Genomic DNA, 15,507 nt, shown 5'->3' on the forward strand with positions numbered 1-15,507 from the left:
AAGTGTCTCAATTAGTCGAAATAAACCGCATCTTTGAATAATTTGCCTTCGGCATCTTTGGCAGAAAGTGATGGTTGCTGGCCATCAACCAGTGGCCACTGGATATTCAGCTCCGGGTCATTCCAGCGAATAGAATGTTCAGCAGACGGGTTGTAATAATTTGTGCATTTATACACAAATTCAGCGGTTTCTGTTGTTACATAGAAACCATGTGCGAAACCTTCCGGCACCCATAACTGACGTTTGTTTTCTGCAGACAACAGCACACCCACCGACTGGCCAAATGTTGGCGATGAACGGCGAATATCGACAGCAACATCAAATACTTCACCGGCGATGACACGCACCAGTTTGCCTTGGGCCTGTTCTGTCTGGTAATGCAAACCACGCAGAATACCCTGACGGGACTTGGAGTGGTTATCCTGTACAAACCGGCGTTCACACACCAGTTCATTAAATTTCTGTTCCTGCCAGGTTTCCATAAAGAAACCGCGCTCATCACCAAATACAGCCGGCTCAATAATTTTTACGTCAGGGATAGAAGTATCGATAATTTTCATGGAAAAACCTTATTTCACCCAGTTCTCTTCATCAGCAATGCGTTGCAGATAAGCACCGTAACCGCTTTTTACCAACGGTTTCGCTAATTCGCGCAATTGTTCAGCAGTAATGAACCCCATGCGATAAGCGGTTTCTTCCGGACAGGCAACTTTCTGGCCCTGACGTTTTTCCAGAACACGCATAAAGATAGAGGCATCGAGCAGTGAGTCATGCGTGCCAGTATCCAGCCAGGCACAACCACGGCCCATACGTTCTACGCGAAGCTGCTGACGCTGCAGGTAAACGTTGTTCACATCGGTGATTTCCAGCTCGCCACGGGCTGATGGCTTCACATTTTTGGCGATTTCAATAACCTGATTATCGTAAAAATACAGGCCAGTCACCGCATAGTTAGAACGCGGCTTAAGTGGTTTTTCTTCAATGGAAATGGCCTGCCCCGCCGAATTAAATTCAACCACACCGTAACGTTCCGGATCCTGCACGTAGTAACCGAAAACGGTCGCGCCTTCCGTACGGGCAGCGGCTTCCTGCAGTGTTTCCGCCAGACCATGACCATGGAAAATGTTATCACCCAGCACTAAACAGACGGTATCATCACCGATGAATTTTTCACCGATGATAAACGCCTGCGCCAAACCATCCGGACTTGGCTGAATAGCATACTCAATATGAATACCCCACTGATGGCCATCACCCAGCAGGCGCTGATAGCTTTCCTGATCACGCGGCGTGCTGATCAGCAGGATTTCTTTAATCCCGGCCAGCATCAGGGTACTCAGCGGATAATAGATCATCGGCTTATCATAAACAGGCAGCAGTTGTTTATTAATTGCCACCGTAGCCGGATGCAGACGAGTGCCACTACCACCCGCAAGAATAATACCTTTCATTATTTACTCTATCCTTTTGCTATTTATTGCGGCGCGTAAGCAACGATATTTTCCAGTGCTTTGTGCCAGTCACTCGGTTGAATACCAAATTCATTGAAAATTTTACGACAATCCAGACGTGAATTCGCAGGGCGTTTCGCTGGTGTCGGATAGTCGGCTGTGGTTAATGCATTCAGTTGCGGCGCTTTGGCCAACAACTTATGCTCAACCGCTTTATCAAAAATAGCCTGCGCAAACTGATGCCAGTTCACATGCGGCTCACCGGCAAAATGATAAATGCCCCAGCTGACGGTTGCAGGCGCAGCAACCGCTTTTTCAGCCATCACTAACAGCGCAGCGGCAATATCACCGGCATAGGTCGGACCACCAAACTGATCGGCCACAATACCCAACTGATCACGTTGTGAGCCCAGACGCAGCATAGTTTTGACAAAATTATTGCCATGCTCACCAAACACCCAGGCGGTGCGTAAAATAATATGTTTAGAATTAGCAGTGATAACCGCTTCTTCCCCGGCTAATTTGCTGGCACCGTAAACACCTTGTGGTGCTACCGGATCAGCTTCGCTGTAGGTGCCGTCTTTATCGCCGGAAAAAACATAATCCGTAGAAATATGCAGCATCGCCGCGTCTACTGAAGTTGCTGCTTCCGCCAGATATTTTGGACCATCGCGATTAATCGCAAAAGAAGCATCAATTTCTGTTTCGGCTTTATCCACCGCAGTATGTGCAGCCGCATTGATGACGACATCCGGCTGATACTCTTTGACTAATGAGTTAACAGCTTGTGGATCAGTAATATCCAGCTTATCTCTGTCAATCGCCAGAACATCCCAGCCATTCGCCTGTGCCTGCTGCGTCAGACAAAAACCAACCTGGCCATAAGCACCGGTTATCATTATTTTTTTCAATTTAATCACCATTACTTGTTTTATTGAGCACCGGAAACGGCAGGCTTGGATGACAGTGAAATCTTCTGCAGAAAATCAGCACGGGGGAAAACCCGTTTACCTTCATCAAGCCAGAACTGTGCCTGTTCTTTATCATTTAACTGTTGCAGTGCATATACTAATCGGCCATAGACCACGGCCCGTGGGGTGTTATGCAGGAACTCTTTTGCCCAGTCAACATAGCTTTCCAATCCGGCTTTATCGTGCATTGCCGCAGAAAAAGTCAGTTGTACACTGCGCATCTGGAACTCATACATCATCATCCAGGGTAACGGGTTAATGATCTGCTCCAGTACCTGTGGATTTTTATCTTTCGCGCGGTCATATTTGGTCAGCACATAGGCCGCCTGCAAACCTGTCAGCATAAAAGGCACCACAATCAGTGGAATGATAATCGCCACAACACGGGCCAGAAACCAATACTGACAGGAGTAAACCTTCTGTTGACCACTTTCAGCATCCGTCAGCCAGAGGAACATGATAAACAGGAAGAAATGGGCAACTGAATGATAGAAAGGATATTCCACCATGGAATGGAAAAGTAGTGGCAGCACCAGCGCCAACAACGAAATACGTTTTGCCCAACCCGCACATTTTAATAACGAGCGGATATAGCCGGTTGTGAAAACCAGCAGCCCGATAACAGCAACGATGCCGCCTTCGTGTAACCAGAACAACACCTCGTTATGCGGATGATCGAGGTTTTCCTCCATCAGGCGCATATTTGGTGTTATATGTTCCGGGGCATAAAAATCATGCAGGAAAGTATATTCGAAACTGCCATAACCATGACCCAGCCAAGGCGACTGTGGCAGCATAGACAGCAAGTGTGACCAGTAAAGTTTACGGAAACCTGAAGTCAATGCATAACTGTCTGGCGCACGGGCTGATGTGTGCCCCCATAACCCAACAGAAAGACTGATACCTATCAGCGCAACAGACCACCAGAAGATAAGCCGGTTATAGTTCCATAAAACCGGTAGCATACATAATGCAACTAGTATGGCACCGTAAATTCCAGCCCGGGACTGGATCTGAATCAGCAGCAAAGGCGTAGCCACCAGAATCAGACTAAGCAAGCCCTGCCGCCAGCGGGAAGTCAGCACCTTGCTATCCCAGCGCTGCAGATAGAATGTGATTCCCAAACCTACCGCCAGAAAGCTGGAGAACACACTGTCTTTCTGGAAAATACCATATGGGCGGTTGATTTTTACGTTATAACCCAACCAATTACCGTCTTTCAGAATGAAGAACTGAACCAGTCCGTATACAGCTTCTATGACCACCGCAGCTAACAACAGATACAGCAGGCTATGGCGTTGGTTTTCAGTAAACTGAAACTGCGACAAAGCAAAAAACAATAGCAAACCAGCTGCTATGGCCAGAAAACGCGGTTCTGCCTGCGCATTCCATTCTGCCTGCGGATTCAGAAACGGCAGCAGCAAAATCGCGAATCCGGCCAGAAACCAGAGTTGAGTGCGGGAAAATGTCAGCTGTTTAACTACTGTCAGATGCCAGATACCAATACTAATCAGCACCGAGACAAACGCCCACCCCACCATATTAAATGGCAGATATAACCCTGAACCACCCTGATTGTGCATAAAAAAATGCATACCAAGCAGAGCATACAGGGCAAGGAATATCAGGAAAACACGGGCAGACATGGACTGCGGCATTATTAATAGGCTCCGTCGCGCTTTAAAACAACGTTGATTGTTTTGAACATAATGGCAATGTCATACCAAAGGGACCAGTTTTTAACATACCAGGCATCAAGATAAACCCGGGTTGCATAATCGGTATCGTTGCGGCCACTCACCTGCCACAGACCGGTCATGCCGGGTTTCGTCATGAAATAATAGTCAACATCATCGCCATATCGTTCCAGTTCGGCCTCAACGACAGGACGTGGCCCCACCAGACTCATTTCCCCTTTCAACACATTCCATAGCTGAGGCAATTCATCCAGACTGGTTTTACGAATGAAATGGCCGATCTGTGTAATACGGGGGTCATTTTTTAATTTAAAATCCTTGTCCCATTCCGCTTTTGCTTCCGGATCGGTTGCCAATAAATTCTGCAACACTTCCTGTGAATTGATAATCATGGAACGGAATTTCAGGCATTTGAACTTGCGGCCTTTCAGACCTACGCGCTCATGACCATAAATCGGGGAACCGCCATCACGGGAGACTTTCCAGCCGATATAAACCAGTACAGGAGACAACAAAAAAATAAGCAATGAAGAAACCAGGACATCAAAACCACGCTTCAGGAAGCGGGCAGAAAAACGTGCCAAATTATTGCGGATACGAAGCATTAATACTTCATGGCTAAAGAAATGAGATACATCAGTGCCATATAGTGGCACACCACGAATTGTCGGAATGACAGAGATATTACGGATTTTGCGTTGCGTTAAATTGCGCAAACATTCATCCAGCTGATCCCGCTGTTCATATTCAACAGCAACAAAAAATTTGATATCAGGAATGCGTTTTACTAATGAACCAATATCTTCATTGAGAACCGGTTTATCCTGCACAGGGCTGACAGCACACTGACCATCAGGTGCAATAAAACCAATAACATCAAATCCCATCATTTTTTCACTTTGTAATGCCAGATAGGCATCTTTAGCATTTTCGCCGCAACCGATAATCACACTAGGCCATTGCCAGTAACCCAAGCGGTACAGTAGCTTTTTCATACCATAACGGCACAGTGGCACCAGCACCAAAGAAAGTGACCAGAGAATTACCCAATAGGTACGCGAAAGTTGCCATTTTGCCAGTGCAGCCAACGCCAGATCCGCAACGGCCAGCGCCAGAATAGTAATGGAAACTTCACGAAGCTCATTCCAAAAGGGCTTACGATAAGTGTAGTGACGGAGATGAACCCAGAACCAGGTAATACTTAATGTTACAAGCAACAAAAAAACCCAAATTCTGGCCTGACCGGGTGTTGTATTCATCCATTGTAGAAAGCCTGGATTTTTCTCGCCCAATATCTCAATCAGATTTCTGCTAACTATAAAAGCTATAGAAAAGGCAATAAGATCAGCGAAAATCAAATTGAATCGATTTACCCATGGCGAAAATTTAAAATCAAACTGTGTCATATTTTGTTTACCAGGCATCATCTTAAACACCCTACTATTTGTTAATATATAAGTAAAATAAGAAATGTAGCCATATACTAAAAATTTTGGTTGATTTACTTTAATTTCTATTTTGTAGCCAATATGCTTTATACATACCTAATTTATGTCTCAAATTCCAAGGTAATTTCCGGAAATGCAGCCCCAATTTGTAGCCTAACGCCTTACACCCAATAGTTAATAATGCTCGAGGTATCCAGTAGGGGGCATTTTGCCATAAATAAAATAACTCTGAGCGAATAAAACGCATTCCCTCTCCTTCAGCACCACCGAATTGCTCCCTGATCCACGGTTCACTAGCATGAAATACACCAGTATCGAAATAACGACGAAACTCTTCCCATGGTGTGTAATTATGAGAATGCTTTACTGCTGCCTCTGCACAATAAGCTACTTTATAACCAGCTTTAATCATCTTCGCTGTGAGATACATGTCCTCAGCAAGAATCGTGTTGTCAGGGAAGCCACCTAATTCAAAAAACACCTTACTGCGATAGGCAGCAAATGAATTTGACATGAATGCTGTTTTGATACCCAAACGAGGGATATCTGCAGCTGATTTAACACAAGAGGCCACGGGATAATTAAACAGGCGAGCATGAATAGCTAGGGGATTCGCATTATCATGAGGCAACTGACGACCGCAAACAGCTGCAACAGCAGGATCAACAAACGGTGCAATCAGTTGCATTAATGCATCTTGACTTGCAAGAATGGCGTCTTGAGTTAAAAAAATCAGAATATCATATTCTGCCAAATTTTTGGCTGCCATGTTCCGCGTACCACCATGATTAAACTCAGTAGGTATGATATTAGTTACATAAGAACCATATGATTGCGCAATTTTTATTGTATTGTCGGATGAAGATGAATCGACAATATAAACAATATCAGCCTCAATAGATTGTTTATAAATAGAATCTATGCATTTAGCCCAAACAGAGCCACCATTAAATGTAGGAATAATACAAGCTATACGGCATTTTATTTCATCTTTTCTATTATTAGGCATTATTAATCTCTTATTTAAAATAAGATATAACTCAAATTACATTGATATAAAAAACATTATTATCCATTCATTATTGAGTGGCAATATGATAACCAAAAAATCAAACATGCCATGTGTTAAAACAATAGACTGGCAAATATTATTGAATTTACCAGTCGCTTGCTAAATACACTAAGCTTACGATCTATAAAATCTCATTTCTTACAGAAAAGAACGAAAAGTATAAATACATCCCGTATCATTCCATATAATCACACCATCAACACCAAAATCTTAAGCTTATCTATTTAGATGGTCTTTCAACAACTTGCTTAGTTGCCTCAAGAAATGCTCGTCCAACCTTTCTATCTGGCTCCAGATGACACCCCTCAGCCCACTCATTCCATGCATTAATAAATACTATTTTTTCATTTTCAGGATATGAAGATACGCTATCTACGGCATACTCCAACCAACGAGCATACACATTAGAATCCAGATTTTGAATAACAGTTGGAGTTTTTCTTCTCGCCGTATTATCCCAACTAGGGAAAACACAAGGAAATTTCCTATATGTCTTTGGCCATGACTTTTTAACCATGTTAGATACCAGTGCTGCATAATTCACTTTATTCACAGCAGATACTTTCGTTTTCAGAAGCTGGTAAATAAATTTTGGTAAAATTTTCCTTGTAACATCAACTAAAAACTGAGAAGTAGAACTAGCAACTGGAAAATCGCGACGATCTGGTTGAAAATCAACGATAGCATCATATCCAAGCTTCAAAATGTCTTCATCTGAAAGATCAACAAAGCCATTTTTTACCGCACAGATATATAAGCCTGGTAGCCCAGAATCTACAGCTTTCGCTCGCCATTTTGCAAAATATTGTACAGGATTAGGAATACGATCAGGACGATAAACTAGAAACATCGGTAAGCCATTAACTTTTATATATCGTTCATCGTTGAAGTAATCAAGTAAGGCTGCCACATGCTGTTCAGAGTCTTGATCTGTATAATCTTGACTGATTAAGACTTGTCTCTCCATACCATCCCAAGCCCTAGTCCAGTTTTCATTTGCCCAACATATACAGAACGGGAAATCAGGTTTTTTTGCTGATAAGACTTCTTTTAAAGGTCTATCTAAAAGCTGTTTACCATTGAACCAGTAATGGTAATAACAAAAACCATCTATTCCGTAGTTTTTTGCTAGTAGAGCTTGCTTTTCTCTTGTTTCAGATAACCGCAAATCATAAAAACCCATATCCGCGGGAATTTGTGGTTGATGATGACCACTAAATCGAGGTCTAGCAGCCGAAACATTCGTCCATTCAGTAAAACCCTCCCCCCACCATTCATCATTTTCTTTTATAGGATGATATTGAGGTAAATAGAAAGCCAGAACTTTAGACATATAATCGCCCTTATAGTAAATCAACTATTTTTTTCAAAAAAACTTGAGCTGGAAAAAGAAAAAAATCTATATAAAAAATAAAACAAAATAAAAATCAATGGATATATTACTAAAGCATTAATGAATCCGGTAATAGCCAAAGCAATATCTAACTCAAGTCTGCTTGCCGCAACAATTAAAAGAGAAAACAAAATACTTTCAAACCATCTTCCTCCTCGTCTAGCGCACCATAACCCACGGCACAAGCCTAGAACTGAGCCTAATATAGCTGAATAAAAAAATGCGCCAAAGAAACCATAATATATTAATCCAAAAACATTATGTCTCGGATTTGGTCCAATATAATCAACTGGGTAATAGAGTCGGTACAATTTATACCCTAATGGAGTAAGAACCTCATCTTGACTTATTACATGTAAATTTTTAAGAATCCCATTAAATGTAGCAATAAACCAATTCGCAGAATCAATTAAAAGATATGCATTGTCAGGGTACGACATGTAAAAAGTATCCCCTGAAATAATTAGCCTGTAAACTAAATAATAAAATGCGTTAGCACTCTTTGAGTAAATCATTAAAATACAGCCAAAGAGAGCAATAGGAATCAAAAACTTAACATATCGATTAAGCGGGTTAGAACTCGAGCCAAAGAACCAAAAGAAGAACAGAAAAATAACAGACAGAAACTCAACAAAAAAAGATTTCGATCCGAGACTTACTCCATAAAAAATAACAATCATCAAACCGAAATAGGCCAAAAATCTACCAACCAATCCATTATTGCTAATAAAAATAATTTTTAATGCAAAAAAAACAATCACAACATAAAAAACATCCAAAAACCGCTTTATGTTTGAAAAAAGTGAATCATTGTAATTTTGTAGCCGAGAACCACCATCCATCTCATTCAAAGCAGGAATACCAAAAAAATAAACACTAAGAGAAAACAAAAAGACAAACGAGGATAGAGAACAAAAATAAAAAAAGTTATCCCACTGGGAAAAGAAATGGATTTTATTCCTTTTTAATCTAAAAAAATAAACACTAAAAATCTTTTCAAAAAAAACAAAAAAAACAAAAAAAACACTCTGAGTGAAAACAAAATGAAAAAGCAACAAATCATCTATTTTATCTACACTCCACAAAAAAAACACTGTACTTGATGCTAACGCAGAAAAAAAGAAGTTATAAAAAAGAGGATCCAGCATGGAAAAAACAAACCGACGCAGAAAAACATAATAAATGAGCATTGTTGCTATTAGCGATAACGAATAATAAGTTTTATTATCTAGCAAAACATTAAAATACTCAGCATTATCCACAAAAAGCCCTCCAGAACAACTTTATTTTTCTAAGAAAGGCATAAACCATAAAATATAAAAATCCAAAATTAGCTTTAACAAGATTGTTTTTATCCCGGGAAAAATCGTTATCTTTTAGTACAGAAGATGCGCCATTTGTAGAATAAGCAGCCACAACCAAATTCATATACTTCCAAATATTCGAATTTAATGAAAATGCTTCTAAATTCAGCGCATAATCAGCCAACAACTTATATTTGCAATTATATTCCCTTCCAAGAAAAAACCCTCTAGGATAGAAAATGGCTTGATGCGGTATGTTTTTAAAAAGAATTTTAACTTTATTAAATCGCCCTCCTAGCTTTTTAGATATATCTCCATCCAATATTACATCGCCATAAAAAATACTATTATTATCATCTATTTTTCCTATTAACCGAGCAACTTCATCAAGAACGTTTAGCAATCTATCATCAGCCCCCAAAAAATACAAATAATCCCCTTTAGCTATACGAACGCCCTTATTCATTGCATCATAAATGCCATTATCCGGTTCACTCCTCCAAAAACTTATGTACTCATCATATTTCTTTATAATATCTACAGTTCCATCAATTGAACCTCCATCTATAATAATGAGTTCAATTTTTTTATAGTGTTGAGATATAACACTTAATATCGCATCTTCAATATAGTTTGCAGCATTAAACACAACAATAATAACAGAGAAAATTGGATTCATTCTAAAAAACCACCGAAATTTAATTTAAAAATTCAACTATTTCAGACAAGTAAAGATTAATCCAAAATAATATGTAAAAATTACACGTTAATCAAACCGGCGAAGAATATTTATAAATATTCTTTAAATAAATCTAGCCACAGAGAATATTTAGAATTTCTTTTGTTTTTTCAGATATGGATACCGCTCTACCTCGCGACTCAACATTAAGCCTTACCAACGGCTCAGTATTGGAACTACGCAGGTTAAAGCGCCAGTCAGGGAACTCCAGACTGATACCATCGGTTTCATCCAGCAATAATGCTTCCTGCTGATAAGTTGCCAGCACACGAGCAATGGCCATTTTTGGATCAGCCAGTTTGCTGTTGATCTCGCCTGATGCTGGATAGGCTGCCATACGGTCACCCACCAGTTGCTGCAGTGTCTGACCTTTGACACACAGCAGTTCGGCAACCAATAACCATGGGATCATACCTGAATCGCAGTAGGCAAAATCACGAAAATAGTGATGTGCACTCATTTCACCGCCGTAGATGGCGTCTTCTGCCCGCATACGTTCCTTGATAAAGGCATGGCCGGTTTTAGACATCACTGGTACCCCGCCTGCGCTGCTGACTACATCAATCGTGTTCCAGGATAAACGTGGATCATGAATGATTTTCGCACCTGGCTGTTTTTGCAGGAAAGCATCGGCCAACAAACCTACGATGTAATAACCTTCAATAAAGCCACCGTGTTCATCAAACAGGAAGCAGCGGTCGAAATCACCGTCAAAGGCTATGCCCATATCGGCACCATGCGCTTTCACCGCATCGGCGGTATCCTGACGGCATTCAGGTAACAATGGATTAGGAATACCGTTCGGGAAGTTACCATCGGCTTCATGATGCACCTTGATAAATTCAACCGGCACGGCTAATACCTTGAAACGACGCTCGATTTCATCAATGACATGGCCTGCTGCGCCGTTGCCGCTGTTCACCACCAGTTTCAGCGGTTTGAAATTAGCCGGATTGATATAGCTCATCAGATGATCGACATAGGCATCGATAATAGAGATCTGCTGATAACTGCCCTGGCAGACCGGGTCGGCCGGTGCAAAATTGTTTTCTTCCGCCAGCCGCTGGATATCACGTAAACCGGTGTCACCACTGATCGGTTTCGCACCTTCACACACCAGCTTCATACCGTTGTAATCCATTGGGTTATGACTGGCGGTGACTTCGATACCGCCATCCACTCCGAGATGGAAGGTGGCAAAATAGATCTCTTCGGTGCCGGAAAGGCCGATATCCAGTACATCTGTGCCGGCATCGCGCAGGCCATTGCTCAGCGCCTGTTTCAGGCTTTCACTGGTCAGGCGCACATCACCGCCAACTACCACGATTTTCGGCTTGGCAAATTCACCGTAAGCACGGCCAATGCGGTAGGCAATATCTTCGTTCAGCTCATCACCGAGGCGGCCGCGGATGTCATAGGCTTTGAAACAATTTAATGTTTTCATAGTGTCTCTTCAGAAAAATAAAAATTAAACAGTGTAGTCAAGACGGATTACATCGTCTTCTTCCAGATAGGCCCCGGTTCTGACTTCAATCAGTTCCAAAGGCACTTTGCCGGGATTTTCCAATGAATGCGGCACACCGATCGGGATATAGGTTGATTCATTTTCAGTTACCAGAAATATTTTATCCCCAATTTGCACTTTTGCTGTACCAGAAACCACCACCCAGTGCTCTGCGCGGTGATAATGGATCTGAGTAGTAGTACGCTGACCGGGTTTTACCGTCACTTTTTTGACATGGAAACGTTCGCCATCTGAAATAGCGTCGTGACTGCCCCACGGTCGGTAGGCCTCACGGTGCTGCAGATGTTCGCTACGGTTCGCCGCTTTTAGCTGCGCCACGATCGCTTTCACATCCTGCACGTTGTTTTTATTGGCAACCAGCACGGCATCTTTGGTCTCAACGATAATCAGATCATCCACGCCGACGGTGCTGACCAGCTTGTGCTGCGCATAGATATAGCTGTTGCGGGTCTGCGTAGTCAGCACATCGCCACGGATGGCATTGCCATCTTCATCCTTGCTATTCACTTCCCACAATGCCGACCAAGAGCCGACATCGCTCCATTGAGCATCCATCGGCACCACCACGGCGTCCTGGGTTTTTTCCATGACCGCATAATCGATGGAATCATCCGGACAAGCCAGAAATGCCGCTTCATTGAGGCGCAGGAAATCCAGATCGTGATGCACTCCTTGCATTGCCTGCTGGCAGGCGGCAAGAATGTCCGGACGGTGTGTTGCCAGTTCTTCCAGATAACGGGAAGCCCGGAACATAAACATCCCGCTGTTCCAGTAATATTCCTTACTGGCAAGATAGATTTCTGCGGTAGCCAGATCCGGCTTTTCAACAAAGGCCGCCACCTGATAAGCCTCGGCCGATACCGCCTTACCCTGACGAATATAGCCATAGCCTGTTTCCGGCGCATGCGGCACGATACCGAAGGTCACCAGTTTACCGGCAGCAGCCTGCGGTAATGCCTGCTGCACCGCCTGAATAAAATGGACCTGATTCTGGATGACGTGATCAGCCGCCAGCACCAGCAGTAACGGGTCTTCGCCCTGTGCAGTGGCATGTAATGCCGCCAGTGCAATGGCCGGCGCAGTATTGCGCCCTGCCGGTTCGAGGATAATGCCGCTATGCGCAAAATGACGCTGGCGTAACTGCTCTGCCACAATAAAACGGTGTTCTTCGTTACAGATCAGAACCGGGGCCTGATGTTCCAGCCCCTGCAGACGTGCGACCGTATCCTGCAGCATGCTGTTGTCACCGGTCAGCGTCAGAAACTGTTTCGGATAAAGAGTGCGCGACAGTGGCCATAACCGGGTACCGGAACCACCGGCCATAATGACAGGTAACAGCATATAATCCCTATTTATTGTTCTGAAAATACTGTTTAGTATGAAAGTGAACGTCCGATGAATTCAGTAATTCATCGACGGGAAACCAGCGGTAAGAGTGGTGCTGTTCATGCGGTAACTGTGCCGGTAACGCATCAATATCCAGCTGATAACCCAGCACAACATAGTGTGTAGAGAAATCATCGCCGGAAAAATTATCCGCATAGAAATGCTCAAATGGCCCGAGGAACAAGGCATTCTGCATATTGCATGAGATCAGGCCGAGCTCTTCATTCACCAGCCGGGTAAACGCATTTGCCAACAGTTCATCCTTTCTGACCCGGCCGCCGGGAACAAACCAGTATCCCTGCGCCGGCCGGTTAACCCGCTGGCCAAGCAGTATCTGACCTTGCGGGTTACGGACAATCAGATCAACAGAAATCAGCGGCGTATTGGCAACTACCGACTTAAACAATTCAGTGTCTAATCGTTGGGTCATGTTATTTACGGAAGTTGTCCTGATTAGCCAGGAACCACTGATAGGTTTTAGCCAGCCCCTGTTCCAGAGTGGTGGCGTAGCGCCAGCCCAGATCAGCCAAGCGGGAAACATCCAGCAGTTTACGAGGCGTGCCATCCGGTTTCGTGCTGTCAAACACCACTTGGCCAGTGAAACCCACCACTTTCGCCATGGTTTCAGCCAGTTCACGAATGGAGCAGTCCACCCCAGTGCCGACATTAATATGAGACAGCATCGGCTGGGTGTTGGCCTGATAAGTCGCGTTATCCAGCTCCATCACATGAACAGAGGCTGCGGCCATATCATCCACATACAGGAATTCGCGCATCGGCTTCCCGCTGCCCCATACCACAACTTCAGCATCACCGCGCAATTTCGCTTCATGGAAACGACGCAGCAGCGCCGGGATCACATGAGAATTTTCCGGATGGAAATTATCATTCTCACCATACAGATTGGTCGGCATCACCGAGCGGTAATCGCGGCCATACTGACGGTTATACGATTCGCACAGCTTGATACCGGCAATCTTGGCGATGGCATACGGCTCGTTGGTCGCTTCCAGTGTGCCCTGCAGCAGCTCACTTTCGGTGATCGGCTGCTTCGCCAGTTTCGGATAAATGCAGGATGACCCCAGGAACAGCAGTTTCTGAACCCCTGACAGATGCGCAGCATGAATGATATTGGCTTCAATCATCAGGTTCTGATAGATGAACTCCGCCGGATAGGTATTGTTTGCCACAATACCGCCGACCTTGGCGGCAGCCAGATAGACCTGATCGATCTGGTTATCGCGGAAAAAGGCCTGAACCACATGGCTATCCAGCAGATCCAACTGTGTGCGATCACGCAAGATTAATTCGATATCTGACCGTTGTTCTAACTGACGAATAATGGCAGAACCCACCATGCCACGATGGCCGGCAACAAAGACACGTTGTTTACTCATGGCAGCCTTACTCCAGCGACAGGCTGACATCGAAGCCGTGTGATTTTAGCAGCACATGTTTTTTTGACTCAGCCAAATCACTCCGCACCATCTCTTCGACCATCGTCTGCAGTGTGGTTTCCGGCACCCAGCCTAATTTCTCTTTGGCTTTGGTCGGATCGCCCAGCAGGGTTTCAACTTCAGAAGGACGGAAATAACGCGGGTCAACGGCTACTATCAAATCGCCAACTTTCGCGCCCGGTGCATTATCACCAGACACCGCAGCGACATAACCTTTTTCATCGACACCTGAGCCTTCAAAACGCAGGGTGATACCCAGTTCTTTGGCTGCGAACTCGACGAACTGACGTACGGAATATTGTACACCAGTGGCAATAACAAAATCTTCCGGCTGTTCCTGCTGCAGCATCAGCCACTGCATTTTAACGTAATCGCGGGCATGACCCCAGTCACGTAGTGAATCCATATTACCCAGATAGAGACAAGGCTCTAAACCCTGCGCAATGTTAGCCAAGGCACGGGTAATTTTGCGGGTTACGAAGGTTTCACCACGACGCGGGGATTCATGGTTGAACAGAATGCCGTTACAGGCATACATGCCATACGCTTCACGGTAGTTTACCGTGATCCAGTAGGCGTACATCTTGGCGACTGCATAAGGCGAACGCGGATAAAACGGCGTGGTTTCTTTCTGTGGCGTTTCCTGCACCAGACCATACAGCTCGGAAGTGGATGCCTGATAGAAACGGGTTTTCTTTTCCAGACCCAAGAAACGGATTGCTTCTAGCAAACGCAGCGTACCAATCGCATCAACATCAGCGGTATATTCCGGTGATTCGAAAGAAACCGCCACATGGCTCATCGCACCCAGGTTATATACTTCATCCGGCTTAACTTCGGCCAGAATACGGGTCAGGTTGGAGGTATCAGTCAGATCACCGTAGTGCAGATGCAGTTTCGGATTTGTAACATGCGGATCCTGATAAATATGATCAATACGACTAGTGTTAAATGACGAAGCACGGCGTTTAATACCGTGTACTTCATAGCCTTTTTCTAAAAGAAACTCTGCCAGATAAGAGCCGTCCTGACCAGTGATACCAGTGATAAGTGCTTTTTTCACG

Annotated in this window: 14 protein-coding genes; all 14 read right to left on the reverse strand. The window is 44.0% G+C overall.

What is annotated here, in order from left to right; translation table 11 throughout:
* Nucleotides 1-11: 11 nt before the first annotated feature.
* Entirely contained in the window at nt 12-560 is a 549-nt protein-coding gene (rfbC, locus tag TOLA_RS10370) for a dTDP-4-dehydrorhamnose 3,5-epimerase (RefSeq protein ID WP_015879107.1), read from the reverse strand.
* 9 nt (nt 561-569) lie between these two features.
* Nucleotides 570-1,451 carry a glucose-1-phosphate thymidylyltransferase RfbA gene (gene rfbA, locus TOLA_RS10375; protein ID WP_015879108.1) on the reverse strand — a complete coding sequence of 294 codons (882 nt, stop codon included), beginning with the start codon at nt 1,449-1,451 and terminating at the stop codon, nt 570-572.
* Nucleotides 1,452-1,474: 23 nt separating this feature from the next.
* A complete protein-coding gene (gene rfbD, locus TOLA_RS10380; RefSeq protein WP_425358058.1) occupies nt 1,475-2,371 on the reverse strand; it encodes a dTDP-4-dehydrorhamnose reductase in 897 nt (298 codons plus the stop codon).
* Between the two features lie 11 nt (nt 2,372-2,382).
* Complete coding sequence (locus tag TOLA_RS10385; protein WP_015879110.1) at nt 2,383-4,080, reverse strand: PglL family O-oligosaccharyltransferase; 1,698 nt, start codon at nt 4,078-4,080, stop codon at nt 2,383-2,385.
* 2 nt (nt 4,081-4,082) lie between these two features.
* Nucleotides 4,083-5,546 (reverse strand): undecaprenyl-phosphate galactose phosphotransferase WbaP, encoded by a 1,464-nt coding sequence (wbaP, locus tag TOLA_RS10390; RefSeq protein WP_015879111.1) that lies wholly within the window; start codon nt 5,544-5,546, stop codon nt 4,083-4,085.
* A 79-nt stretch (nt 5,547-5,625) separates the two neighbouring features.
* Nucleotides 5,626-6,576 (reverse strand): glycosyltransferase family 2 protein, encoded by a 951-nt coding sequence (locus TOLA_RS10395; protein ID WP_015879112.1) that lies wholly within the window; start codon nt 6,574-6,576, stop codon nt 5,626-5,628.
* Nucleotides 6,577-6,859: 283 nt separating this feature from the next.
* Nucleotides 6,860-7,972 (reverse strand): glycosyltransferase WbsX family protein, encoded by a 1,113-nt coding sequence (locus tag TOLA_RS10400; protein ID WP_015879113.1) that lies wholly within the window; start codon nt 7,970-7,972, stop codon nt 6,860-6,862.
* A gap of 20 nt (nt 7,973-7,992) precedes the next feature.
* Nucleotides 7,993-9,294: an oligosaccharide repeat unit polymerase gene (locus TOLA_RS10405; RefSeq protein WP_015879114.1), complete on the reverse strand. Its 1,302-nt coding sequence runs from the start codon at nt 9,292-9,294 to the stop codon at nt 7,993-7,995.
* A complete protein-coding gene (locus tag TOLA_RS10410; protein ID WP_015879115.1) occupies nt 9,287-10,015 on the reverse strand; it encodes a glycosyltransferase family 2 protein in 729 nt (242 codons plus the stop codon). Before TOLA_RS10410 ends, TOLA_RS10405 begins: the two co-directional genes overlap by 8 nt.
* A 133-nt stretch (nt 10,016-10,148) precedes the next feature.
* Nucleotides 10,149-11,519, reverse strand: coding sequence for a phosphomannomutase CpsG (cpsG, locus tag TOLA_RS10415; protein WP_015879116.1), 1,371 nt, complete (start codon nt 11,517-11,519; stop codon nt 10,149-10,151).
* 24 nt (nt 11,520-11,543) lie between these two features.
* Nucleotides 11,544-12,941, reverse strand: coding sequence for a mannose-1-phosphate guanylyltransferase/mannose-6-phosphate isomerase (locus TOLA_RS10420; protein WP_015879117.1), 1,398 nt, complete (start codon nt 12,939-12,941; stop codon nt 11,544-11,546).
* 7 nt (nt 12,942-12,948) lie between these two features.
* On the reverse strand, nt 12,949-13,416 hold the full coding sequence (locus tag TOLA_RS10425) for a GDP-mannose mannosyl hydrolase (RefSeq protein ID WP_015879118.1): 468 nt from the start codon (nt 13,414-13,416) through the stop codon (nt 12,949-12,951).
* A 1-nt stretch (nt 13,417) separates the two neighbouring features.
* Complete coding sequence (fcl, locus tag TOLA_RS10430) at nt 13,418-14,383, reverse strand: GDP-L-fucose synthase (RefSeq protein ID WP_015879119.1); 966 nt, start codon at nt 14,381-14,383, stop codon at nt 13,418-13,420.
* 7 nt (nt 14,384-14,390) lie between these two features.
* Complete coding sequence (gene gmd / locus TOLA_RS10435) at nt 14,391-15,506, reverse strand: GDP-mannose 4,6-dehydratase (RefSeq protein ID WP_015879120.1); 1,116 nt, start codon at nt 15,504-15,506, stop codon at nt 14,391-14,393.
* Between the last annotated feature and the right edge of the window lies 1 nt (nt 15,507).

The sequence above is a fragment of the Tolumonas auensis DSM 9187 genome (genome assembly GCF_000023065.1).
Taxonomy (GTDB): Bacteria; Pseudomonadota; Gammaproteobacteria; order Enterobacterales; family Aeromonadaceae; genus Tolumonas; species Tolumonas auensis.

What these genes read in the sequence shown, in the direction of transcription:
- rfbC (WP_015879107.1), bottom strand. Translation starts at nt 560, where the DNA reads ATGAAAATTATCGATACTTCTATCCCTGACGTAAAAATTATTGAGCCG.
- rfbA (WP_015879108.1), bottom strand. Translation starts at nt 1,451, where the DNA reads ATGAAAGGTATTATTCTTGCGGGTGGTAGTGGCACTCGTCTGCATCCG.
- TOLA_RS10385 (WP_015879110.1), bottom strand. Translation starts at nt 4,080, where the DNA reads ATGCCGCAGTCCATGTCTGCCCGTGTTTTCCTGATATTCCTTGCCCTG.
- wbaP (WP_015879111.1), bottom strand. Translation starts at nt 5,546, where the DNA reads ATGATGCCTGGTAAACAAAATATGACACAGTTTGATTTTAAATTTTCG.
- TOLA_RS10395 (WP_015879112.1), bottom strand. Translation starts at nt 6,576, where the DNA reads ATGCCTAATAATAGAAAAGATGAAATAAAATGCCGTATAGCTTGTATT.
- TOLA_RS10400 (WP_015879113.1), bottom strand. Translation starts at nt 7,972, where the DNA reads ATGTCTAAAGTTCTGGCTTTCTATTTACCTCAATATCATCCTATAAAA.
- TOLA_RS10410 (WP_015879115.1), bottom strand. Translation starts at nt 10,015, where the DNA reads ATGAATCCAATTTTCTCTGTTATTATTGTTGTGTTTAATGCTGCAAAC.
- cpsG (WP_015879116.1), bottom strand. Translation starts at nt 11,519, where the DNA reads ATGAAAACATTAAATTGTTTCAAAGCCTATGACATCCGCGGCCGCCTC.
- TOLA_RS10420 (WP_015879117.1), bottom strand. Translation starts at nt 12,941, where the DNA reads ATGCTGTTACCTGTCATTATGGCCGGTGGTTCCGGTACCCGGTTATGG.
- TOLA_RS10425 (WP_015879118.1), bottom strand. Translation starts at nt 13,416, where the DNA reads ATGACCCAACGATTAGACACTGAATTGTTTAAGTCGGTAGTTGCCAAT.
- fcl (WP_015879119.1), bottom strand. Translation starts at nt 14,383, where the DNA reads ATGAGTAAACAACGTGTCTTTGTTGCCGGCCATCGTGGCATGGTGGGT.